Raw genomic sequence first — 23,982 nt, forward strand, 5'->3', positions numbered from 1 at the left:
GAAAGAGGCTGTGAATTCTGCCCCAGTCCGTATTATGGGAAAGGCGGGACCTTATTATGCATGCTTATGTGAAATAAACTTCATACTGCCAATGAATAGGGCAAACCTAGATGACTTCCTCAAGAAGATCCTGTGGAATGGCATTGTAGGTTTGGATAGCCTTGCCCAGGCTCTTCAGCATGTTCTCGGTACATCTTCCGTTCCCCCGCTTAATGAGCTGCACGACTACCGTTTTTTTACCCCATTCCTTATACACCTGTTTGGTAGTGGAAAAATAAAGATCAATCTTCCGGCCCTTGATCGCCGAACCGGTATCTGCCACAATCGCGTAGCCATAGCCGGGAATATACAAAACACTGCCAAGCGGAATCACCTTGGGATCAGCGGCAATGGTCGATACAGCATTCTTGTCCCGGCGCACTTTAACACCTGAATACGTGATCCCGTACTGCGGATGCTTTGCTGTTTTGCCTGTAGATTCAAACCCTGCTGTGTAACCTGTGGCTGTAACCTTTAATGAGGTGATAATCTGTTCCGGCGCCGGTGCCGCTACCTGGACACTTTCCAGAGGCTTGGCTGCTGCATTACCCGGTGGTTTGGTTGCTTGAGGTGCAGCTGTATGTTTTGGATTCTGAGTGGCTTCCGGCTTGCCGGACTGTGCGAGCGCTTCAGAACGGGATACCCCTCTGGAGACAGATTCTCCTTGATCATATAGTGCAGCTTGACCCACTGACAACACTTCCGGACGGGTGTTCCTGCTGACACTGCTGAACTGCAGAATATCTTTGGTATGTTGCGAATCGACTGACTGGTGTAAGTTGTTACTTAACTGGTCTGCAGTGTCTTCCGCCCCGTTAGCTTTCACTGGCTTGCGTCCAAAATCAGGATAGACCCCGGCAGCAGTCAGCAGCAGCACAATAGTGACGAAAAGACACCAAAACCTCTGGCATAAGCCCATTTTGTTCATTAGTTAAACCTCCCCCTATTAGCGAAGGTTTCCCGTTTCACAAAATTTTATACCTGCAGCTGTTAATACTGGCCACAGGCGGCGTATGACAGAGGTTAATTGAATGATAATAAAAATACGGAAAATGGTCTGTTACTGAAGCGTTAGATTACACGCTCTGCAACTTCCTTAACTAAGGAAGCAATCACTTCCTGCAGCGGCTGGGCACCGATATCGCCTTCTCCGCGTTTGCGGATGGAGACACTTCCGGCGTTCATTTCATTCTCGCCCACCACGAACATATAAGGGAGTTTCTCTAGCTGCGCTTCACGGATTTTGTAGCCCATTTTCTCATTACGAAGGTCCACTTCAGCCCGGATTCCGCTGGCAAGCAGTTTGGCTTCCACTTCTTTGGCGTAATCATCAAAGGCAGAGGACACCGGAATGATCTTCACCTGCTGTGGTGACAGCCATAATGGAAGCGAGCCAGCAAAATTCTCCAGCAGGAAAGCTACAAAACGTTCCATAGTACCCAGGATTCCGCGGTGAAGCACGACCGGACGGTGTTTTTGTCCATCGTCTCCGACATATTCCAATTCAAAACGCTCAGGAAGCAGGAAGTCAATTTGCACAGTAGACAAAGTTTCTTCTTTGCCCAGTGCTGTACGAATCTGCACATCGAGTTTTGGGCCATAGAATGCGGCTTCTCCATCGGCTTCGAAGAACGGCAATCCGGCTTCTTCTGCCACTTCACGCAGCATCCGCTGAGCAGTCTCCCACATTTCATCATTCTGGAAGTACTTCTCGGTATCCTGCGGATCCCGGTAAGATAAACGGAAGCGGTAATCGGTAATACCGAAATCGCTGTACACCTGCTTGATCAGATCAAGTACGCGGGTAAACTCGCTCTTGATCTGGTCCAGACGGCAGAAGATATGCGAATCGTTCAGGGTCATGGAACGCACACGGTGCAGTCCAGTCAACGCCCCTGACATTTCATAGCGGTGCATTGTGCCTAGCTCGGCTATACGGATCGGCAGATCACGGTAGCTGTGCATCGAGCTCTTGTAAATCATCATGTGATGCGGACAGTTCATCGGACGAAGTACAAATTCTTCAGTGTCGATAACCATTTTAGGGAACATATCTTCCTGGTAATGCTCCCAGTGTCCTGAAGTTTTATACAACTCAACATTACCGAGTACCGGAGTATATACATGCTGGTAACCGAGGCTTGCTTCCAGATCAACGATATAACGTTCCAGAATACTGCGCAGCTTCGCGCCTTTCGGAAGCCAGATCGGCAGGCCTTGTCCTACCAGCTGGTTGAAGGTGAAGATCTCCAGTTCTTTACCCAGCTTGCGGTGATCGCGTTTCTTTGCTTCCTCCAGCAGGTGCAGGTACTCATCAAGCTGAGCTTTTTTGATCCAGGCAGTACCATATACACGCTGCAGCATTTTGTTCTTGCTGTCGCCACGCCAGTAAGCTCCGGCTACATTCATCAGCTTAAAGACCTTGATCTTCGCAGTGGAAGGCAAATGCGGACCGCGGCAAAGGTCAAAGAATTCTCCCTGTTCATAAATCGAGATCACACTATCTTCAGGTAATGCTTCAATCAGCTCGAGCTTATAGGGGTCACCCAGTTCTCCGAAACGATCCAACGCTTCCTTGCGGCTAACCTCAAGACGCACGATCGGCAGATTCTCAGAGACGATACGTTCCATTTCCTTCTCAATCTTGAGCAAGTCTTCCGGATTCAGCGGGTGCTCCAGATCCATGTCATAATAGAAGCCATCTTCGATCACAGGGCCTACACCCAGTTTAACTTCCTTAGTCCCGAAAAGGCGGCGTACTGCCTGGGCCATCAAGTGGGCCGTACTATGGCGCATCACTTCGAGGCCTTCCGGCGAATCCAAAGTGACGATCTCCACCAACGCACCTTCTTGCAGCGGTGTAGATAAGTCTACAACAATTCCATTCAGCTTGCCGGCTGCGGCATTCTTGCGCAGACCGCTGCTGATCGAAGCGGCAACATCATCAATGCTGCTGCCATCGGCATATTCCCGGACCGAGCCGTCCGGAAGCTTGATATTTACTGACATGATTATTCCTCCTAATATTTTGGTAAGACAGATTAGTTACGGAACGGTAATGTCCATGCACACAAAAAACACCCGTCCCGCAAAGGGACGAGTGATTGCACCCGTGGTTCCACCCAAATTCGATTCCCGGCTTACAGGAATCCTTCGTCAGCATGGAGATAACGGCCATGAACCGGCGGTTCTTACTATCCCTGACAGGTTGTCCGCTATTGAACAGCACTTGGGAGTTCATAACCGCAGCTACAAAGGGGTAGATGAATTACCGGATACCGGAGGAAATCACAGCCTGAAGTTCCCTCTCTCTGAAACGGCCCTACATGTAAACATCCATGTCTTTGTCAACGCTGATAACGTGAATCTTGTGTAATTATAATTCTCCCTCCGGCCTTCCGTCAAGTCAGTCCCTGCATTAAGTCAACCGCAATACCATTCCACGTAAAATAGCTTAAGGGCAGAAGCTGCATTCTGCCCAACAAGTCTATTCTTCCCGGCGTTTCCGTTCAGGCAAGCGGCCTGCGCGTTTCAAAGCTTCACGCAGCAGATATTCGATGTGTCCGTTTACGCTGCGAAATTCTTCTCCCGCCCAGCGCTCCAGCGCTTCGTGCAGGTCGGGATCGATCCGCAGCGGAAAGCTTTTCTTGGCCGCCATAAGGAACGTCCCTTAGTACAACGAGCCGGCATTAATGACCGGACTCGCTCCACGCTCTGATACAATCGCAACCATCAGATTGTTGATCATCGCCGCTTTGCGTTCTTCATCAAGTTCGACTACACCGCTCTCCTTCAGCTGGCGGATCGCCATATCTACCATACCGACCGCCCCTTCCACAATAATCTGCCGTGCGGACAGTATCGCAGAAGCCTGCTGGCGCTGAAGCATAGTGCTGGCGATTTCAGTGGAATATGCCAGATGAGTCAGCCGTGCTTCAATCACTTCAACACCGGATAAGGAAAGGCGGTCCTGAAGCTCAACTGCAAGTTCCTTGGCGATCTCATCCGAATTCGCACGAAGAGACATTCCCGTTTCGTTAAAATTGTCGTAAGGGTAACGGCTGGCCACATGCCGCAGTGCCGTCTCGCTCTGGATTTCTACAAAAGCCATATATTTGTCGACATCAAACAGGGCTTTGGCCGAGTTGATTACTTTAAATACAATGACCGCAGCAATCTCAATTGGATTCCCTTCGACATCATTGACCTTCAGCTTGACGCTGTTGAAATTCCGCACCCGCAGGGATACGGTCTTGCGGACACTGAACGGAATAACTGCAAAGAGTCCGCTAGTGGCAATAGTACCAATGTATTTTCCAAAAAAAGTTACCACAACCGACTTGTTCGGCTGTACTACCGTGATACTTGTGCATAGCACACCTGCTATGACGAACAGAACTACAGGAACCACAGCATAGTCATATGCTGCACCGTAAATCCCCCCTGCCAAGCAGATGGCAATAAGCGCAATAACCAGAAAACCGCTGACTGGATGCAGTGTTTTTTCTTTCATAATAGGCACCTCCATAAGATATGTAATTGATATTGATATGATATCACTTATGGATATTGTTGTAAACTAAAAACATCACTGCATCACCTCTGATTTTCTCTTATACTAAAGAATCTATCCAAAGTCATACTATTCTTTATGAAGGAAGTGGAACACATGAGTGTCAAGGAACAAGTACTGGATATTATCAAGGCATCTGCAACTCCGCTCAGCGCAGGCGAGGTCGAAAAGCTCTCCGGTCTGGAACGCAAAGCTGTCGACAAAGCCTTCACCGAGCTAAAAAAAGAAAATGCGATTGTCTCCCCGGTCCGCTGCAAGTGGGAAGCCGCTTCTAAGTAAATTCCCAATGAAACCCTTGCTGTAATTGAATGCACGATTCTCGCCATACAGGTCATCAATCTTTATCCTTGCATCAAAAAAGGAGCTCCACAGCCATCTACGGATGACGGCGGAACTCCTTTTTGCATCTGTTATTTCATGCTGGATTCAAAACTTAGGAAGCCTTCTTTTCCAGCATACGGTAAATGATAACCGCCGCTTGAGCGCGGGTTGCATCGTTCTTCGGTGCGAATTTCTGTCCATCCACCCCGTTGACAATACCAAGCTGTGTAAGCTGAGCTACTGCATCTTGGGCGTAAGGTGCAATTTTTGACTTGTCGCCGAAGTTGGCCAATGCCGCTTTAGTATCAATGGATTTCAACTGACCTTTAAGTGCAGCAGCGATCATCAGCGCCATTTCTTCACGGGTCACTTCACGGCCCGGTTCAAATTTGCCGTTGCCGGAACCTTTCACAATACCGGCTTTAACAGCAGCTGCGATGGCATCTGTGTACCATACCCCTTGCTTCACATCGTTGAATGTGGCGCTTGCTCCTGAAGTACTGAGATTGAGATTCAGGGCACGAACCAGCATGGTTATGAATTCTGCGCGGGTTACTGTTTTGTTCGGTGCGAAGTTTGTTCCGTCAACACCCTTAAGAATTCCCTTCGCAGCCAAGGAATTGATCGCTGTCTGGGCCCAAGCCACTTTGCTCAAATCTCCAAAAGTGATTGCAGGTGTTGCTGTTGGAGCTGGAGTCGCAGTTGGTACAGGTGTAGCAGTTGGTGCAGGTGTTGCAGAAGGTACAGGTTTAGCCGAAGGCGTTGGTGTTGGTACCGTTCCTACGCTACCCGGATCAGAAGCTTTTCCGTTATTGATCCGGCCTTCAACCGCGGCTGTAATTGCACCGCCCTTGAATGTCTTCACAATATAATCATAGAAAACATCCAGGTCTGTTGGTCCTGCCAATGATGCACTGGCTTTGGTCAGTACGGTGTAGTTATCACCACCGGCAGCCATGAAGTTATTCACTACTGCTGTGTAGCTTTGAGTCATGTTGATTGGTGTTCCGTCTGCCTTAGTAAGGGAAGTAATACGGCTAGCTACTGGCAGTTCCATGTTCGCTGTATACTTCAATCCGGAAATTTGCAGTGTCTTCGTATCTGCAGTTCCGTCAGCTTTGATTGCCCATTGCTGCTGCAGCAGTGTCTTGATTTGTTCACCAGTCAGTGTCAGCTTCACCAGCGTGTTGCCGAATGGCTGGATTTTGGCCAAATCTCCGAAGGATACATTGCCCTTTGGAAGATCAGCGCGGATACCGCCCGGATTCATAAAGGCGAAATCTGCGGAGCCTTTGCCATCACCGAAGTCAGCTTGACGCATCGCATCGGCAATCAGGTTACCGAGTGGAGCTTCTTTAAGGTAAACATCTGTACGAGTGACCGAACCGTCTGTTGTACCGACAGGTTTCGTCAACTCCGGATGCTTGGCCAGATATTTGTTAACCAAAGCTGCTGTTTCCGCATCTGGTGTAACATTTTTTTGAAGTGTACTGGTTACAGTTGCCGATTTGCTCTTCACATCACCAGTTGCACTATCAATAACCAGCTTGATGTCTTCGAACGCCGTACCATAAGAATAGGCTTGAACAATCAGCTTGCCATTTACAACGCCATTGGCAAGTGCATGATTATCCCCTGCTACAACAACGTCAACTGGTGAGTTCGCAGGCAGAGCATTAGCCAGATCAGCAGCTTCTCCCGTGGTCACATCTGCTTTGGTTGTCGCCGGATCATGTGCAAGTACAACGATTGTCTTCACACCTTTTGCTACCAGCTCGGCAGCATATTTTTCAATAGCTGCTACTTCTTCGCTGGCGCTCAGGAATTTCACTCCTTTGGTGCCTTCAGGAGATACTTTACTTGGCGTAGCTTTGGTAACCACACCGATAAATCCGATTTTCACGCCGCCTACTTCTTTGATAACGTATGGGTTGATAATCGGTGCCCCAGTAGTGCTGTCTACTGCATTGGCATTGATATAGTCAAAATCCGCTCCTTTATGAACAATGCTGGTGTTCTTAGGATCAGCACCGCCATAAATTTGGGTCTTCATGGCTTCAACGCCTTGGTCAAATTCATGGTTCCCGAGCGTACCAACATCGAATTTCATCAGGTTCATCCATTCCATCGTCGGCTCGTCACGCTCAAGCGAGGATACCGGCGCAGATGCACCTACAGAGTCACCATTGTGGAACAGCAGGGCATTAGGATATTTCGCACGTGTTTCTTTCAAGTACGCTGCGAGTGTTGCTGCAGTCCCTACTGCATCGCTGCCCACATAAGAAGTGGTATCGAGCTGGCCGTGGAAGTCATTGATTCCGAGCAAGTGAACTTCCACATCTCCGGTTGGAGCAACTGGAGCTTCTTTTAGATTAAGATTATAGATTTCAAAGCCTTTGATATCTTTAGAGCCTGTGTCTGTAACATTGGCAGGCTTCACTGCCGCTGCCTTCGGTGAAGAAGTGAAGGTCACATTGACATTCCCTTTAATTGGAGCGATTGACCAGTTGTTGTCTGCGGTCGGATCAACAGTTCCGGCTGCACTGATATAATCCATCAGTACCTGGCGGTTTTCCATTTGGGAGTCAATAATCATCTTCCCAGCTTTAACCCCCGGGAAGTTCCCGCCGCCGCTTGCGCGGTAGTTATTGGTAACCACGATGAAATCCTGATTATCATTCAAAGGTTGATCGCCATAAGTTATGGAAGTCACGCGGCTGGAAGAAGCATCATTAATCGTTCCATCCGGCTTGTACTTCGCATTTTTGGTTACATCAATTGTGTATTTGATACCATCAATAACATCGAAATTGTAGACAGCAAACGCCGAGTTCAAAAGCGGCTGTGGCGTGGTGATTGCCGGCTTGATTCGGTTGAACGCTCCTGCACTCATCTCTACCCATTCCTTCACTGTAGAGCCTTTAACCACAACGGCTTTCAGCGTGTTGTCATAGAGATACAGATCACTTGCACTCGCAATCGTAAGATCGCCCTTTTGAATTTCAGTATATTCCTCAGGGCCGTTACGTCCGGCCTTGAATGGTGCGCCTACACTGAGAATCGGCAGGTCTTTATACTGAGCAAGCTTAGCATCCGTATTGACCAGATTCGAAACATACTGCTGCTGTGCATAGGTTACGATCTGAACGGTCGGATCATCCTGTACCAGAGCAAAATAACTGTTCATCGGAGCAGTGGTTTTGCCGAGCGGCTGATTCACGTATTTGATCGTGGCTTCATGGGCAGCTCCTGCAACTGCATCAATAGCAGGATCAACTGCTACACCGGCAATCGAGCGTGTCGAAGCCTTTGAAGATGCCTTATCGACTTTATAGCCGCTGCCATCAGGTACAATCTCCAGATCGATCAGACCCAGGTTACCCCCGCCATAACCGGCTTGAACTGCTGGAGTACCGTTAATATGACCGTTGAGGTTATCAATCTTTGCCACATCAGAATCATACGGCTTCTTGGTTGCCGGATCCTTAAAGGAAGCATCCAGCTTAGTGTCATCCCCGTTCGTCGGGAACACCTTGTGTGTATGAGAGAAGGTGATTGCATCAATACCATCAACCTTGCTTAGCAGGTTGATTGCATTTTCCGCGCCGGTTCCTGCAACCGCAGAGGCATCAAACCCGGTGTGAGCCATTGCGATAATGACATTGGCACCTTTTGCCTTCATTTCAGGAACAAAATTGGCTGCAGTCTCAGCGATATCCTTGGTGATTACCTTGCCTTCAAGGTTTACCTTGTCCCAATCCATAATCTGCGGAGTTACCAGACCTAGGAGGCCGACATTAATCGTTACCATATTACCGTTACTGTCTGTAACCTTTTTAGGAATGATGACGTAAGGTGTAAATGTGTTTTTACCATCAGATACATTATAAATGTTAGCATTTACATATGGGAAATCCGCATCCGTATTTGATTTATCCGTTGCGCTTCCGTTGATCGTGCGGTCCAGATAATCCAATCCATAATTGAATTCATGATTGCCAAACGTTGCAGCATCATAGCCCATAAGGTTCATAGCTGCGATAAGAGGATGAATCTGGTCTTGGCTTGCCTTGAAATTCGATACCTGGGCCATGTATGTACCCAGCGGTGTACCCTGAATCAAATCACCGTTGTCGAGCAGGAGATTGTTCGCTTCTTGGGTTCGAGCTTCCTTAACCAGCGTTGATGTGCGGTCCAGACCAACTGTAGTGGAAGCTGCATTTTTGAAGTAGTCCCAACCGTACACATTGGTGTGAACATCCGTGGTACTCATCAAGCGCAACTTCACTGTCCCAGGAGCAGCGATTGTTGAAGCACTTGCTGCCTCCGCCTTGCCTGCACCCAAAACCGGAACTGCAAAAACTCCGCCCAGCACTTGCGCTGCAAGAACAGCGGATGCCAATAAAGTAGCTACTGGCTTGTTCCATCTTTTTTCTACCATAAGTCAGATATCCTCCCCATATGTTTCTTATTCCTACTTATGCTGACCGCAAGATTGTATCATAACCAAAAATAGGAATCTAGCAGAAACCATTAAATCTACTAAATAGTTGTGTAAAATATCACTTTATCCCTATTATTTTTGTTCCAAATGACGACATATGTTTACAAAAAAACAAAAAACGCCTATTCTCGAGGTTTTCATTAACAAAATCACCCAAGAATAGACGCCGCAAAAAAATCTTACACACAACGTTATGAATAAATAGATTATTATTGCAACATTAGTTCTGCATTACAAAATCATTATCAATCTTCACATTCCCGTCCTCGAAGGTACGCAGAATATCGTAACGCGTGTTGCGCTGCGCAGGAATCTTGCCTGCTTCGCGGATCAGCTGGGTAATCGACTCGATGTTCACCTTGTAAGTGGCGCCCGCCGAGGACACGACATTCTCCTCAATCATGGTGCTTCCAAAGTCATTACAGCCATACTGCAGCGACAGCTTGCCAACCTCAGGCCCCATTGTTACCCATGAGGACTGGAAGTTCTTGATATTGTCGAGCACCAGCCGGCTGATGGCTACTGTCTTCAGATATTCCTCCGGGGACTGTCTGTCCAGCTTCAGATTCGTATTATCAGGCTGGAAGGTCCAAGAGATAAAGGCCAGGAAGCCTTCGGAATCATATTTGTTCGCAATACACTCATCCTGAGCTTCACGTACCCGCAACAGATGAAGTGCACGCTCTTCCATGCTTTCGCCAAGACCAATTACCATAGTCGCCGTAGTGTTCATGCCGATTTTGTGAGCGGTCTGCATCACGTCCATCCATTCACGCCACGAGCCTTTGAGACGGCTGATTTTACGGCGGGTCCGGTCATCCAGAATTTCTGCACCGCCGCCGGGGAGGGAGTCGAGGCCTGCAGCATGAATCTCCCGGACCACCTGTTCCAGCGGCAGCCCGGATACTTCGACCATCTTCATAATCTCCGCCGGGGAGAACGAATGCATCGTAATTTCCGGGAAACGCTGCTTAATCCCGCGCAGCAATTCCGTATAGTAGCTAAATGGCAGATTCGGGTTGGTTCCGCCCTGCATCAGGATTTCCGTTCCGTTCACATCGATAGTTTCCTGGATTTTCTGAAAAATCGTCTCGTCAGGCAGTACATAACCTTCCTCCGAGCCCGGTCTGCGGTAAAAAGCGCAGAAACGGCAGTACACATCACATACATTCGTATAATTAATATTGCGGCCAATGACAAATGTAGCCAGCGGGTCCGGGTGCCAACGCTTCATGATCACGTCGGCGGCAGCGCCCATTTTCTCAATTTCATTGCTCTCGAACAGCCGAATTGTGTCCTCCAGACCAAGACGTTCACCCTTCAACGTTTTGTCCAGAATCAGATCTATCGCACTCATCGTTCGCAGCCTCCTTTTTATGCCCATATTATAAGAATGGATAAATAAAATTTGCACAACATTTAAATACGCTCGTTCCTCCATCGTATCACAATCTGAACAGCTTGAAAAACCTTTACCGGTGCCGTTATAGCAATATTAATAGGTGATACATATAAATCCATATATTCTCTAAAAAAACAGCAGCCTCCGCTTGGAAGCTGCTATAAGGATTCATGATTTGAATGTCTAAGTCTAGCCGGCGGTCTCTTCCAATTCAATCCGCGCAGCTTCCAGAGCCTGGGCAAGGTCCGCAATCAGGTCATCCACATGCTCAATACCAACGGAGAAGCGCAGCAGTCGATCATCCACGCCGACGGCATCGCGGATTTCCACCGGGATGTCGGCATGAGTCTGCACCGCTGGATAGGTCATCAGTGACTCCACACCGCCCAGACTCTCGGCGAAGGCGATTAGACGGATATGGCGCAGCAGTGGCTCAACATACCTGGCGTCTTTTACCTTGAAGGAGAAAATCCCGGTGTTGCCTGAGGACTGTCGGTTCTGAATCTCATAGCCGGGATGATCCGGCAGGCCAGGGTGGAAAACCTCAGCCACGGCTGGATGCTCCAGTAGATAGCGGGCTAGCGCCAGGGCATTGCTCTCATGACGCTCCATCCGCAGAGCAAGTGTTTTCATCCCCTTCATGAGCTGATAGCTGTCGTTCGGAGCAAGCACTGCACCGAGCGAATTATGAAGAATGGCCATTTCTGCCGACAGCTCCGTGCCTTTGGTTACAATCAGCCCGGCAAGGACATCGTTATGCCCCCCCAAATATTTGGTTGCGCTATGAACGATGATATCCGCTCCGAGCTCCAGCGGCCGCTGGAAAAAGGGCGTCAACAGCGTGTTGTCGACAATGGTGAGCAGGCCATGACGGTTGGACCAGGTACAAACAGCTTCGATATCTGTAATCATCATTAGAGGATTGGTAGGTGTTTCGATAAATACAGCCTTGGTATTCGGACGCCGCGAAGCCTCCAGCCCGTCCAGATCATTCGTATCCACATAGGAAGCGCTGATGCCATATTTGGAAAGAATCCGTTCAAGCAGACGGTAGGTTCCGCCATACAGGTCCAGCGAAACCACCAAATGGTCGCCCTGTCCAAACAAAGAAAATACCGTCGTCAGCGCCCCCATTCCAGAACTGCAGGCAAAGGCTGCATCGCCGGATTCCAGTTGTGCTGCAGCTTCTTCCAGCACCGAGCGGGTAGGATTCTTGGTACGGATATAATCAAAACCTGTGCTCTGCCCGAGTCTGGGGTGACGGAAAGCCGTAGCGTTATAGATCGGATAATTAATTGCTCCTGTAGCCGGGTCCTCGAGTGAACCTATCTGTGCCAATCTGCTCTCAATCCTCAGTTTCTCATCCATTGCTGCTGCCTCCTAAGTGTGGTGTATGCATATATTTTCTATATTTTAAAATACTAAATAATCGGCCTGGTCTATATCGTAAGGGGTCTCCTGGTATACATAGTAATTGAGCCAATTAGAGAATAATAAGTTGGCATGAGCACGCCAGACAGCCGGCGGTGTGCGCTGCGGATCATCCTTAGGGTAGTAATGCTTCGGAATGGCAATATCCATTCCTTTGGCGATATCCCGGTCATACTCCCATTTTAACGACAACGGGTCATATTCGGAATGTCCGGTCACGAAAATTTGTTTTCCGTCAAGCGTCGACACCAGATACACTCCGGCTTCCTCGGATTCGGCAAGAATCTGCAGCTCGGGATTCGCAAGGATATCTTCACGCGAGACATCCGTGTGCCGGGAATGCGGAACATGGAACACCTCGTCAAAACCGCGCAGCAGCTTTACGTTAGTATGGTTAATGGTGTGTGGAAAAACGCCGAAACACTTCTCTTCCAGTTCCACCTTGTGAACGCCGAAGTGATGATAAAGCCCTGCTTGTGCGGCCCAACAGATATGCATTGTCGAGGTCACATTGTGCTTGCTCCATTCAAATATTCCCTTAAGCTCTTCCCAGTAGTTCACGTCTTCGAATTCAAACTGCTCCACCGGAGCGCCGGTTACAATCAGCCCGTCAAAGCGGCGGTCACTGATCTCATCAAAGGTTTTGTAAAAACTCTTCAGATGTTCTGCCGAAGTGTTCTTCGAGGTATGGGAGCTAGGGTGCAGCAGTACAACATCCACCTGAAGCGGTGAATTCCCGACCAGACGCAGCAATTGCGTCTCCGTGGTTTCCTTAGTAGGCATCAAATTCAGAATCGCGATACGAAGCGGGCGGATATCCTGGTGGAAAGCCTGGCTTTCATCCATTACAAAAATATTTTCTCCGGACAAAACTTCCTTGGCCGGCAGGCTGTCGGGAATTTTAATTGGCATTACAGTTTCCACTCCTCCGTTAAAATGAATATAAAAAAGACCTTTCCCGGGCGAGAAAGGTCATATATCTGTTAGTCATATGCGCCTCTCTCATCTGCCAGAGAACTTGTGCCAGGCAGCCTGAATGGCTTACCTGCAAAAGCTTCCGCAAGAATTAGCACCGTGCGTTCACACGCCGGTTGCCGGGTTTCATCGGGCTAGTCCCTCCACCTGCTCTTGATAAGATTTAGCTGTATTCAATTGAGAAAAAGTCACATAACGTTAAATGCTTTTCTTAAAATTTACTTTAAATCATGAACCTCCTTTTCGTCAAGTCCATACAATGCTAGTAGGCCCTTTTAAGCGTAAAGAATTTAGCTTGAAAGACCTATACCCGGGGGTTATACTAGACAAGGGTTTCAAAGGCCCTACCTGACGATAAGAAGAGGTGAGAGAAGAATGGAAGGCGACCCGAGTTCGCAGTTAAGCGTCCAGAAAGAGCAACCACACAGGATTAACATCAGCTTGCCGGCGGCGGGAGCATTTCTTCTTCATGCCCTCGAACCGTCATTTGGCCTCATGGATTGACCGTACCACCGGCCAAGCTGATTTTTCCCTGTGCCTATATTAGCACAAGCCCTGGAGAAGACCGGGGTCAAGAGGAGCGGAATCAGATGAAAATCCGGTTGGTAAACGCAGGCGTTTTTACACCTGTAGATGACATTGAAGAAACATTGACAGTCCCTGCAGAGGGATTTTATTGGATTGATGCGGATGTTGAGGATCTGGAGCTGCTTCAGCCTTTGTACAATCTGCATGATCTGGCCGTTGAAGACTGCCTCAGCGAAGAGGATCAGCGTCCAAAGCTTGAAATTTATGAGAGCCATTATTTTATTGTAGTTAATAGCATCCGTTTTGATGATGAAGAGATCTTCCTCCGGGCGCTCAACGTGTTTCTGGGCAGACATTTCATTATCACCGTGACCAAGCAAAAGATCCACGAACTGCGTGTGCTGAAGCCCGTCCTGTGGGAGCAAGAGGTTAGTGAGCCGGACCGGTTCCTTTATCTGCTGATCGACCTTGTCGTAGACAACTTTTTCTCCGTTGGTGACCGGATAGAGGCGCGGATTGAGAAACTGGAAGAGGATATCCTGATGCATACCAAGAAATCGCATCTGAGCGAGATCATCGGTCTGCGGAGTGAAATTCTCTGGCTGAAGAAAATGCTGGGACCACAGAAGGAAGTTATCAATACCCTTAACAAAAAAGACCTCCGTCTGATCGATGATCAGCTGCAGAAATATTTTAGCGATATTTATGAAAATGCGGTCAAGATCTCTGAAACCTTTGAAACCTACCGCGATCTCATGGGCAACTTACGTGAAGCTTACCAGTCCAGTATCGCCAACCGCGCGAATGAGATCATGAGAGTCTTCACCGCCATTACCACGATATTCATGCCGCTGACAGTTATTACAGGGATCTACGGGATGAACTTTGATAATATTCCTGAAATCCATACCCGTTACGGCTACTATGGAGTCATTGCGGTCATGGTTACACTTGGCTGCGGGATGCTGTTTATTTTCCGCAAAAAGGAATGGCTATGAATCATATTGGACGAATAAGCAGGACGAAGGCCCCCTATACCTCATGGTAAGGAAGCCTTCGTCTTTTTGGTTTATATCAGAGCTTAAGCATCTGCTGCCTCGATTAGCGCAAACAACCGTTCCGTATCCCCGCGTTTGCACAGCTCACGCTCCGGGTTCATTACCGCCGCCGCTCCGGAGGCGATTCCGAATTGAACCGCCCGGCGCAGAGGCCACCCCCGTTCCAGACTGTAGACCAGCCCGCCCACCAGACTGTCACCGGCCCCTACCACACTCAGCACGGGAACTTCAGGTGCCTTGATATGCTCGCAGCCCTCCCTTGTAATCAATAGGGCCCCCTCTCCGCCAAGCGACACCAGTACCACCTCTGTCCGTCCTTGCTCGATCAGCTCCAGCGCAGCCGCCTGAATTTCGGCATCACCTGTAATTGCGTGTCCGGCCAGCTCCTCAAGCTCGCGTGCATTGGGTTTGAGCAGATATACGCCAGCATCCGCCGCCTTTTGCAGCGCTTCGCCCGAGGTATCCACAATAACCTTCGCCTGCCATGGCTTCACCGCTTCAATAACACGGCCATAGAAATCTGCCGGACAGCCTGGAGGCAGGCTTCCGCTCGCTACAATATACGATGGTTTCCCTGCCAACGATTTCAATTGATCCAAGCACTGCTCCCAGTCACCTTCAATAAACCGCGGACCCGGCATATCGAATCGGAACTGTTGTCCTGTGGATTCCTCTACGACAATTAGATTTTCCCGTGTCTGTCCGGAAATCGGGATCTCCTGGTGGCTGACCCCCTCCTTATCCAGCATCTCATGAATCAGTTGCCCGTGCAGTCCGCCAGATGCATACAGGGCCAGGGAATCGCCACCCAGTCTGTGGATGGCCCTGGATACGTTGACCCCGCCGCCTCCAGGCTTATAAGAAGCTTCCCGGCAGCGCAGCTTATGGTCCGGCACCACCTTTTCAATCCCTGTGCTGGCATCCACGCTAGGGTTAACCGTTAATGTTACGATCATAGCGTTCTCTCCTTTTACTCGGAATACCTGTATTTTACTCCAATACACTGTATTTTCCTAAAGGGAGAACTCCAAGGAAACTGCTTCATTCAAGACACCAGTCTGCCGAAACTAAAAATTCGTTGCCGAACCTAACTGAACCGCCTGCCCCCTCCGATACCGGATGCGGATTAGGCGCAGCCGCTCATAATAGACATCCAGCCCTTCCGCAGGAGTGAAGGCTTCCCCATAGGCTTTGAAAAGGACGGGCTTCAGGAAGGTATCTCCCATAAGCTCATAGGCCGTCCATATTCCGTCTAGCTCACTTGGGGATATACCCGCCAGTTCAAGCGCAATAAGCTTCTCCACGGAATAGCCGTCCTTTTCCAGCTCCTCTACAGCTTCAAGCACTTCACGACGGCTCACTCCACTCTGTACCTTCAGCTGCTCCATGCCGAGACCGTCCTCAATTCCCTGCAGCAGCACTCTTCGCAGCCGCAAGCGCTCCAGCTGCTTCTTGTATTTCAGCTCTTTCTGCTTATACTGCCAGGACATAAAATGTTCCTCATCAACAGCTTCATGCACCCAGCCCAGCGGAAAATTATGCTCCCGCTCTATACCAGAAGTTATGTTTAACCAGTCTCCGCCATACTGCGAAGCCTTGCCTTCACCCACACCCGGAATTTGCAGCAGCTCCTCCGGGGTACGGGGTAGAAAGGCACTCAGCATTCGCAGCAGCCGGTTGCTGGCTAGAATATAAGGCGCCTTCCGTTCACTGGAAGCCTTACCCCGGCGCCATGCACACAGCTCTTCATAGATAGATTCATTGCCATGCTGCTCGCTGAAATACTGCAGTTTCTGCTGCTCCTGATTACGTAAGCCCGTGGGGCTGTCCTCCTCGTGAAAGGAACCATCGATCAGCGGCCGGTAGCCATCCCCCATCTTCACCGCCAGCTCATGCCGGTAAACGCAGAGCATCTCATTCCAGGAGCCGCCTTCATACCACACGTTATCTCCCATTTCCTCTGTGCCCGAGAATTCACGCCAGCCAAGGCGCCAGAGACCTTCTTCTTCCCCGATCCAGAGCTGGGCGAATACCTCCTGATCGGCCCCTGATATTCTGGACAAACGATTCATAAATACAATTTGCATCTGCGTTCCCTACCTTCCTAGTCATACAGTATGCATCATCCCGGTGCTGATCAGCGTCCCGCTAGCCGGACAGCACCGGGGAATAAAAGGATGATAGTAAGCCTGAAGCTATACATCCTTAAGTTTGGACACAAAAAAGCACCTCTCTCACGAATTGCGTGAAAGAGGTGCTTCCTCTGAATGCTATACTGTTAATGCTTACAATACCTATTTATGGAGAAACAGTCAATCTCTTTTTATTGCAAGTATTAAAGATGGATCCGTTCTTATGCTACTCCCGGTCCAATGCCAGTTTAGCCAACCCAATCGCTCCTGACAAACCCGCATTGTCTCCCAGCTGCGGCGGTACAATATAACTGTCTATGGCCTCATTCAGTGCCGGATGCTGAACGTAGCCGCCCAGTAATTCCTGAAGCTGAGCATGAATCAGCGGGAAAAGCTGACTCTGCTTCATGACTCCGCCACCCATGACAATCTTCTGCGGAGAGAGAATAAGCACGTAATTCATCAGTGCATGCGCCAGATAGTGGGCTTCCATTGCCCAGGCCGGATGTTCGGGTGGCAGTTCCCCTGCCGGTATACCCCAGCGGGTGCCAATCGCCGGACCTGCCGCCAATCCTTCCAGGCAATCACCATGATACGGACAAAAGCCGGCAAACGTATCTTCCGCATGGCGGCGCACAAAAATATGCCCCATTTCAGGATGAGACAGGCCATGAACCAGCTTGCCTCCTACTACCGCACCAGCCCCAATCCCTGTGCCGACTGTGATATACAGGCAACTGTCAAGTCCCTGGGCCGCACCCCACTTGTATTCTCCCAGCGCCGCACCGTTCACATCCGTATCAAAGCCGATAGGCACGGAAAAATGTCCGGCAACTGTTCCAACCAGATTATATTGTCCCCAAAAAGGCTTAGGGGTGGTTGTGATGTAGCCGTAGGTCGGGCTGCCAATCACAGGGTCAATGGGTCCGAATGAACCAATGCCGATCGCTTCTACATTTTTCCCCGTAAAATAATCCAGCACAAGCCCCATTGTTTCCTCGGGTGTAGTTGTCGGAAAGGTGACCCGGTCGATAATCGTACCGTCCTCATGTCCAATCCCGCATACAAACTTTGTTCCCCCTGCTTCAATAGCTCCAAGTACTTTCACTGCAGTAGTCTCCCTTCCCATACACGTGCTCTTCTCAATTAGCATTGTCCCCTTGTTAGGACATTGTTACGAAAACCTCAAACTGGGCGAAACCAAATTGGGCATCCTCCCGGAAATTCCATTCTAATATATATCGCCGCTTAAAAAGCGGGCATTGGTGCTTCTTGCCCTTATTATACGTGGCATGCAGATATATGACAAGCGGTTGACATATCAAAAAAATAAAACTGGAAAGGTAGATTTATTTCGGATTTTAGGACTGACGAATTGTCCGGTGAAAATAAAGAATTAGACTGATTACTTAAAATAAGCAGCGGCAGAACAAGACTTAATAAATAATGTCTTAGACTGCCGCTGTTGTCATTTAACTAATGTTTGTCCCTATTGTTGAACTATTGATCCTTAAAAACTCAGTTGTTGCTTCCTGCATTCCCGATCGCCTAAATCCTTCAATCGCATCGGGGCTGAGCGAAACCACGAATCTTAAACTTGTATTTATCCGTTCGATAATATCCATTCGTGGGCCACTTCTCCACTCCTCACTATTGTAGAACGCATCTTGAGAAGAATTAAGGTGGTCCAGGTTATCGTATGACCTGATAAGGTAATAAGCATCCTGATCGTGCAGGGAATTACCATAGGTAACAACATCCATCCCAATGCTGGTATGCAGAGGAACACTGATCTCATGCATGATTTTATGAAACTCGTCGCCAGTGCCAGCTTTCAGAGTATAAAGAAGAATCTCGATCACTCTATTCATAAATGCCTCCTGAGTATGTTCGTGTGTTTGTGTCACATTAAAGTATATGAATCGATCTAATTATATGAGTATCTAATTATATATTATGATTGTTTAAATGTTTTGGCAAAGACCAATCGATCTGGAAATACTTGCGTGGTGAGGGATTTTCCAATACTGTTAGGACAGGGAATGCTGTTATAACATTAGGGGGGTACACACCTTTCTTGTTGGCATAGTCGCTAGCCACTTCCAGGTTACTGTACAAGCGAGGTGTATTTTGTCAACAAGAATAAAGTCTTCACACTTTCATTATGTTGCGCTGTTATGCCAGTTGTGTCCGGCAAGGCTTTGCTCTATTGGTATCCTTGCAGGACTGACTTGTGCCCGAGTCGTGGATATTGTGTTATGTGAAGAACGATTACCACTCCCTCCATTCTTCTGTAATATCTTGATCCTCCTCAATTACTAATCCAGCTAACCTAGCTGCCTTGTCAATAAAATCAGCTAATTCTTCACGCTCCATCGTTGCAATAAAATAGCCATTTTCCTCATTCATTTCATTAAACGTAACTACAACTTCTTCCACAGCCTTCATAACACTCTCAGGATGTTTAGTTTCTTGTACTACTATTAATCGGTTTAGAAATTTATCCAGGACTTTATCAGACATTAGTAATCTCTCTTTCGTAAAAAGCTCATCTCCATATTCTAACGTCATTGAGCATACCCTCATTTTCTTGTTTTTAATGGTATATCACATAACGTTTCTGTCTTCATGACATCCTGGGTCAGTTTTGTAAAAAAACATCCGAGTCATGGCAGTTTTTTACTTCCATCATCCCTCCCCCTCATTTGAAGGAACGTCATGCCCAGTCCATATTCAATTGATATACCTATATTTTACTTGTGCTCATTTTTTCGTACAAGTGTTCTAATGTATAGCCAGGATCGCCAGGAAACTATCAGTGAGTTTGTTTAATTTTTTATGCATCATTTGTGGCTAACTATAGATCTCAGCCAGGTATCAACTTTATTGCTTCAGAATGCCTTTCTTTCCCGGTAGTTGCGGCAGGCTTCTACAAGCCGGAATGCCGCCGGAAAATAAGATGCCAAGTGAATATGCGCATAGGCAGCCAAGATATTTCCGTCCGCGTAACCCTCAGGCTGGTTTCCGCTTCTGCCGTGACTGTCATAGGCATACAATTGTGGCTCCTCAGGCGCATAACTCATCTGGGAGTAGTGAAACTCATGACCGCGTATTCGTTCCCCCCGCTTCAGCAGTAGGCAGTCCGCACGTGCTGTTACTTCGCGGTAGCCGAGTGCAGCGCGCCGCTCCTGCATGACCGTGGCGGCGGGAATAACCCCGGCCATCTTGTGTACAGCCCCGCTGCGGTCGGTGAGACTGCGGGCCAGCACCATGTAGCCGCCGCATTCCGCATACAGTGGCATTCCAGCTGCCGCAGCTGCCCTTAAGCCATCCAGGAAGGCGGCATTACTGGCGATCCCAGCGGCAAATTCTTCCGGGAAGCCGCCGCCGATGTAGATTCCGTCCGCGTGCGGAGGAATACCGTCGCCGTTAAGCGGACTGAAGTACACCAGACTTGCCCCGGCGCGGACCAGCAGCTCCAGATTGTCGGCATAATAAAAATTGAACGCGGCATCCCGTGCAACGGCAATGACAGGCGTAATGTCCTGTATAGTGACCAGAGCTTTAGGAATATCTTCTGCCGGATTCTCGTCTACTGGAACCTGCTCAGGCCACCATCCCTGCGCTAAAGGATAACGCAGGGCTGGCGCGGCCGCAGCAAGCTCCAGCAGCAGATCCAGATCCGTGCCGGCTTCCAGCAGATCGGCGGCACGGTCAAATAACGGATCCAGTTCACCGCGCTCGGCAGCAGGCAATAGTCCTAAATGCCTCTCCGGGATATCCAATTCCCGGTCCCGTTCCAACCATCCGATGACTGGAATACCACTGGCTGCTTCAATCGCCGCTTTGACAGTCTGGTAATGGCTGGCACTGCCACAGCGGTTCACGATTACAGCAGCGATGCGTACCCCTGGCTCCAGCTGCCCAAAACCAAGGACAATCGCTGCTGCACTGCGGCCCATACTGCGCACGTCTACGACCAGCAGCACCGGACTGTCCGTAAGTAGAGCAATTTCCGCCGTTGATCCGGTAAGCGCTGTTGCCTCTTTGCCGTCATACAGTCCCATTACGCCTTCAATTACTGACAGATCGGCCCCCTCCGAGGAACGCAAATAATACTCCAGCATATATTCGCTGGAGGTCATCCAGGAATCCAGATTCCGGGCCGGCCGGCCCGTTACAGCCGCGTGGTAGGCGGGATCAATATAATCTGGACCGCACTTGAAGGCCTGCACCATCAGACCGCGCCGGGCAAACGCCCGGAGCAGTCCAAGCGTCACTGTGGTTTTACCTGATCCGCTGCCTGTTCCAGCTACCACAATGCGCGGGCGGGCCTGGGAAGGCCACGCCGGTCTGCTTATCTCATTCATCTGATCACTCCTCCGCTTCGGAAAAACGGACTCTCGCTACAGCGATGGTTGCATTGCCGCTTTTTTTCTTTCTCAGTACAAGAACCCGGGCACCTGAAGACAGCAGGGCCGCCGGCTCGCAGACGCCGTAAGCCCCAGTCACCTTGAATACAGTCTCCGAAGGCTGCTCCAGCACAACCGTATTTAGCTGCTCCGGCGAATACAGGTCCAGCTTCCAGCCGTATTTGGCACATAAGGCCAAAAGACCAGCCTCATCTCCTTTGATCCCGGCGGTAGCCACATTGCGGACACAGTGAAGCGAAAGCCCCAGCTCCGCCAGTGTATCCTGAACTACCGCTTCAAGCTCCGCCTGTTTGGTGCCGCGGTTGCAGCCGAGCCCAAGCACCAGGCTGCGCGGTCGGTAGACTACGGCCCGCTCGCCCAATAGGGCCGACTCCGGCTCGGACAATAGCCGGTCCGTAACCACGATCGCCGCACTGAACGGCGCTTCCTGCAGCTCTGCCATGCTTCCGCAGAGGCGGACATGAGCAGGCAGAACCGCTCCTTGCGGCAGCCAGCCGCGTTCGCCGCTCTCCTGCAGGAAGGCCACCGCCTCCCCGTTGACCAGGGCCGCACTGACCGTTCTCATCGGCGCGAAATCTTCTGCGCGCCAGCCGAACTCTGAACCGAGCAAGTCCACGGCGAAGGTGCCCTGCACATCCGAGGCGGTAGTGATCACCGGATGGCTGTCAAGCAGCTGCGCGATCTGCAGCGTCAGCCTGTTAGCCCCGCCGAGGTGCCCGGAGAGCATGCTGATGACATGCTCTCCATGCTCGTCAATGACGATGACGGCGGGGTCGGTTCTTTTATTCCCCAGCAGAGGAGCAGTCAGCCTGACCGCCGCACCCAGCGAAAAGAACAAAATAATCCCTTCGTACTGCCGGAACAGCTTCGGAAGCAGCTCTTTGACCGGTTCCGCGAATATCTGAAAGGTGCAAGAAGACTCACGCAGGTCCCTGCTGTACTTGGCATAGCCATAAACATCTGTATCTGCGAGCATCTCTCCCAGCTTCAGCGCCAGACGGATACCATTTGTGGTAATAGCAACCGCCGCATACCGGTTAGCCATCGGATTCGGTTCCTTCCCGGCAGCCGTGGGTAAACTTCTTGTCGTACAGCTTCGAGCGGTGCTGGTCCCGCTCCGTAAGTGTCGGGTCAAGGGCCCAGCCGGCGAGGATCATCGCATGCATGGTAATGCCCGCATCCCGCAGATCATCTGCAAGACGGGACACCGTAGTCCGCAGAATCTGCTGGTCCGGCCAGGTCGCCCGCTTCACGACAGCCACTGGCGTATCCGGACTCCAGCCGGCAGCGAGAAACTCAGCTGACACATGTCCGGCCAGTGAAGCACTGAGGAACAGGGCCACAGTGCAGTGATGCGAAGCGAGCTGCCGCAGCTGCTCGCGTTCCGGCACGGGCGTCCGGCCTTCAGCCCGGGTCAGAATCACTGTCTGCGTCAGCTCCGGCACCGTCAGCTCCGCGCCTAGAGCCGCCGCTGAAGCAAATACAGAGCTGACCCCAGGCACAATCTCATAGCTGACACCGCACAGCTTCAGCAGCGACATCTGTTCCAGAATCGCCCCGTACATTGAGGGGTCTCCGGTGTGGACGCGGGCTACGCTTTTACCCGTCTTCACTGCCGCTGCCATGATCTCTACCTGCTGCTCCAGGTTCATTCCCGAGCTCTGCAGCACCTTAGCTCCCGGCTTGGCGCTGGCAATGAGCTCCCCGCTAACCAGAGAATCTGCGTAGAGCACCACATCTGCGGTGCGCAGGATCCGGCTGCCTTTTAGCGTAATCAGCTCGGGATCACCCGGGCCGGCTCCTACGATATATACCTTTGGCTCCAAACTGGCTGTTATCATTTGCTCACCACCATAAGACTTAGATATTCCAGCTCCCGGCCACGCAGCTCTCGGGCGTCCCGCCACACTGTCTCGTACGGCGAGGTCACCTTAGTGACAACGGATGCTTTGCCTCCAAGATCTAGCTCGTCCAGCACCTCCAGCACCAGATCCAGCACCTTCGCCACCTTCAAGAACACTACCGTATCATGATGCAGCAGTGCCTCCTTCAGCGCCTCGCGATCGTCTGTAGCCGGAATAATCCCCACTCGCTGATTGCCGTCCGCAAGCGGCTGTTCCAGCGCAGCAGCAGCACCCAGCAGTGACGAAATCCCCGGGATCGTAACAATAGGCACATCAGGATGCAGCTCCTGCATCAGCCGGGCCAGGTGAATGAATGTACTGTACAGATTCGGATCGCCCTCTGTCACAAAAGCAACATCACGCCCCAGCTTCAGCTCATTCCAGCACAGCTCTGCCGTATGGTTCCAGCCGCTAGCCAGCCGTTCCGGGTCTTTAGTCATCGGGAACACCAGTCCCAGCATAACCTTTTCGTTAGCATTGACGTGCATCTCTACAATCTCGTGGGCGTAGGATTTCCCGCCCTTTTGGGTAGCCGGGTAGGCAATTACCGGGCATTCCCTCAGCAAACGGCAGGCCTTCAGTGTAATCAGCTCAGGATCACCGGGACCCACGCCCACACCGTACAAGCTGCCGATCCCGTTGCCCGTTTCTTTTGTTGTCATACGCTTTCCCCTCCTATGTT

Annotated in this window: 20 protein-coding genes and 1 riboswitch; of the genes, 3 read left to right on the top strand and 17 right to left on the bottom strand. The window is 50.2% G+C overall.

Going from position 1 to position 23,982, the window contains the following annotated elements; all coding sequences use genetic code 11:
• Positions 1-106 precede the first annotated feature (106 nt).
• Both AC0MA3_RS08445 and thrS read right to left on the bottom strand, forming a co-directional pair.
• Complete coding sequence (locus AC0MA3_RS08445) at positions 107-967, bottom strand: 3D domain-containing protein (RefSeq protein ID WP_474655844.1); 861 nt, start codon at positions 965-967, stop codon at positions 107-109.
• 143 nt (positions 968-1,110) lie between these two features.
• A complete protein-coding gene (gene thrS / locus AC0MA3_RS08450; protein WP_379160530.1) occupies positions 1,111-3,048 on the bottom strand; it encodes a threonine--tRNA ligase in 1,938 nt (645 codons plus the stop codon).
• Between the two features lie 55 nt (positions 3,049-3,103).
• Between thrS and AC0MA3_RS08455 the strand changes: the two genes are divergently transcribed.
• Complete coding sequence (locus AC0MA3_RS08455) at positions 3,104-3,415, top strand: hypothetical protein (protein WP_474655845.1); 312 nt, start codon at positions 3,104-3,106, stop codon at positions 3,413-3,415.
• A 111-nt stretch (positions 3,416-3,526) separates the two neighbouring features.
• Here AC0MA3_RS08455 and AC0MA3_RS08460 read toward each other — a convergent pair whose 3' ends face one another.
• Together AC0MA3_RS08460 and AC0MA3_RS08465 are read right to left on the bottom strand one after the other, a co-directional pair.
• Positions 3,527-3,697 carry a type II toxin-antitoxin system antitoxin gene (locus tag AC0MA3_RS08460; protein ID WP_074109682.1) on the bottom strand — a complete coding sequence of 57 codons (171 nt, stop codon included), beginning with the start codon at positions 3,695-3,697 and terminating at the stop codon, positions 3,527-3,529.
• Between the two features lie 12 nt (positions 3,698-3,709).
• The gene (locus AC0MA3_RS08465) at positions 3,710-4,552 is read right to left on the bottom strand and encodes an SPFH domain-containing protein (protein WP_474655846.1); all 843 of its coding nucleotides are present in this window, start codon (positions 4,550-4,552) and stop codon (positions 3,710-3,712) included.
• A gap of 156 nt (positions 4,553-4,708) precedes the next feature.
• Between AC0MA3_RS08465 and AC0MA3_RS08470 the strand changes: the two genes are divergently transcribed.
• Entirely contained in the window at positions 4,709-4,891 is a 183-nt protein-coding gene (locus tag AC0MA3_RS08470) for a transcriptional regulator (protein ID WP_379160520.1), read from the top strand.
• A gap of 154 nt (positions 4,892-5,045) precedes the next feature.
• Here the strand turns inward: AC0MA3_RS08470 and AC0MA3_RS08475 are convergent, their stop codons facing one another.
• From AC0MA3_RS08475 to metA, 4 genes are all read right to left on the bottom strand, one after another.
• The gene (locus tag AC0MA3_RS08475; protein ID WP_474655847.1) at positions 5,046-9,374 is read right to left on the bottom strand and encodes a bifunctional 2',3'-cyclic-nucleotide 2'-phosphodiesterase/3'-nucleotidase; all 4,329 of its coding nucleotides are present in this window, start codon (positions 9,372-9,374) and stop codon (positions 5,046-5,048) included.
• A 283-nt stretch (positions 9,375-9,657) separates the two neighbouring features.
• Complete coding sequence (gene mqnC / locus AC0MA3_RS08480; protein ID WP_474655848.1) at positions 9,658-10,794, bottom strand: cyclic dehypoxanthinyl futalosine synthase; 1,137 nt, start codon at positions 10,792-10,794, stop codon at positions 9,658-9,660.
• A gap of 234 nt (positions 10,795-11,028) precedes the next feature.
• A complete protein-coding gene (locus tag AC0MA3_RS08485; RefSeq protein ID WP_474655849.1) occupies positions 11,029-12,207 on the bottom strand; it encodes an aminotransferase class I/II-fold pyridoxal phosphate-dependent enzyme in 1,179 nt (392 codons plus the stop codon).
• Positions 12,208-12,252: 45 nt separating this feature from the next.
• Positions 12,253-13,182, bottom strand: coding sequence for a homoserine O-acetyltransferase MetA (gene metA, locus AC0MA3_RS08490; RefSeq protein ID WP_474655850.1), 930 nt, complete (start codon positions 13,180-13,182; stop codon positions 12,253-12,255).
• Positions 13,183-13,269: 87 nt separating this feature from the next.
• Positions 13,270-13,408, bottom strand: a riboswitch (SAM riboswitch).
• Between the two features lie 427 nt (positions 13,409-13,835).
• On the opposite strand from metA, the gene corA reads away from it, so the two are divergent.
• Entirely contained in the window at positions 13,836-14,771 is a 936-nt protein-coding gene (corA, locus tag AC0MA3_RS08495; protein WP_379160502.1) for a magnesium/cobalt transporter CorA, read from the top strand.
• 83 nt (positions 14,772-14,854) lie between these two features.
• Here corA and AC0MA3_RS08500 read toward each other — a convergent pair whose 3' ends face one another.
• From AC0MA3_RS08500 to cobI, 9 genes are all read right to left on the bottom strand, one after another.
• Positions 14,855-15,787, bottom strand: coding sequence for a 1-phosphofructokinase family hexose kinase (locus AC0MA3_RS08500; RefSeq protein ID WP_474655851.1), 933 nt, complete (start codon positions 15,785-15,787; stop codon positions 14,855-14,857).
• 111 nt (positions 15,788-15,898) lie between these two features.
• Complete coding sequence (locus AC0MA3_RS08505) at positions 15,899-16,918, bottom strand: HRDC domain-containing protein (RefSeq protein ID WP_474655852.1); 1,020 nt, start codon at positions 16,916-16,918, stop codon at positions 15,899-15,901.
• A gap of 271 nt (positions 16,919-17,189) precedes the next feature.
• Positions 17,190-18,071, bottom strand: a complete 882-nt coding sequence (locus tag AC0MA3_RS08510; protein WP_474655853.1) for an ROK family protein — start codon at positions 18,069-18,071, stop codon at positions 17,190-17,192.
• A 364-nt stretch (positions 18,072-18,435) separates the two neighbouring features.
• Positions 18,436-18,834 carry a hypothetical protein gene (locus tag AC0MA3_RS08515; RefSeq protein WP_474655854.1) on the bottom strand — a complete coding sequence of 133 codons (399 nt, stop codon included), beginning with the start codon at positions 18,832-18,834 and terminating at the stop codon, positions 18,436-18,438.
• A 400-nt stretch (positions 18,835-19,234) separates the two neighbouring features.
• On the bottom strand, positions 19,235-19,534 hold the full coding sequence (locus AC0MA3_RS08520; protein ID WP_474655855.1) for a hypothetical protein: 300 nt from the start codon (positions 19,532-19,534) through the stop codon (positions 19,235-19,237).
• Between the two features lie 320 nt (positions 19,535-19,854).
• On the bottom strand, positions 19,855-21,333 hold the full coding sequence (locus AC0MA3_RS08525; RefSeq protein WP_474655856.1) for a cobyrinate a,c-diamide synthase: 1,479 nt from the start codon (positions 21,331-21,333) through the stop codon (positions 19,855-19,857).
• A gap of 4 nt (positions 21,334-21,337) precedes the next feature.
• Positions 21,338-22,441, bottom strand: coding sequence for a cobalt-precorrin 5A hydrolase (locus AC0MA3_RS08530; protein ID WP_474655857.1), 1,104 nt, complete (start codon positions 22,439-22,441; stop codon positions 21,338-21,340).
• Positions 22,434-23,237 carry a precorrin-4 C(11)-methyltransferase gene (cobM, locus tag AC0MA3_RS08535; RefSeq protein ID WP_474655858.1) on the bottom strand — a complete coding sequence of 268 codons (804 nt, stop codon included), beginning with the start codon at positions 23,235-23,237 and terminating at the stop codon, positions 22,434-22,436. The genes AC0MA3_RS08530 and cobM overlap by 8 nt, the downstream gene beginning before the upstream one ends.
• Positions 23,234-23,962, bottom strand: coding sequence for a precorrin-2 C(20)-methyltransferase (gene cobI, locus AC0MA3_RS08540; RefSeq protein ID WP_474655859.1), 729 nt, complete (start codon positions 23,960-23,962; stop codon positions 23,234-23,236). The genes cobM and cobI overlap by 4 nt, the downstream gene beginning before the upstream one ends.
• Positions 23,963-23,982 lie beyond the last annotated feature (20 nt).

Source organism: Paenibacillus sp. LS-5, assembly GCF_056121505.1.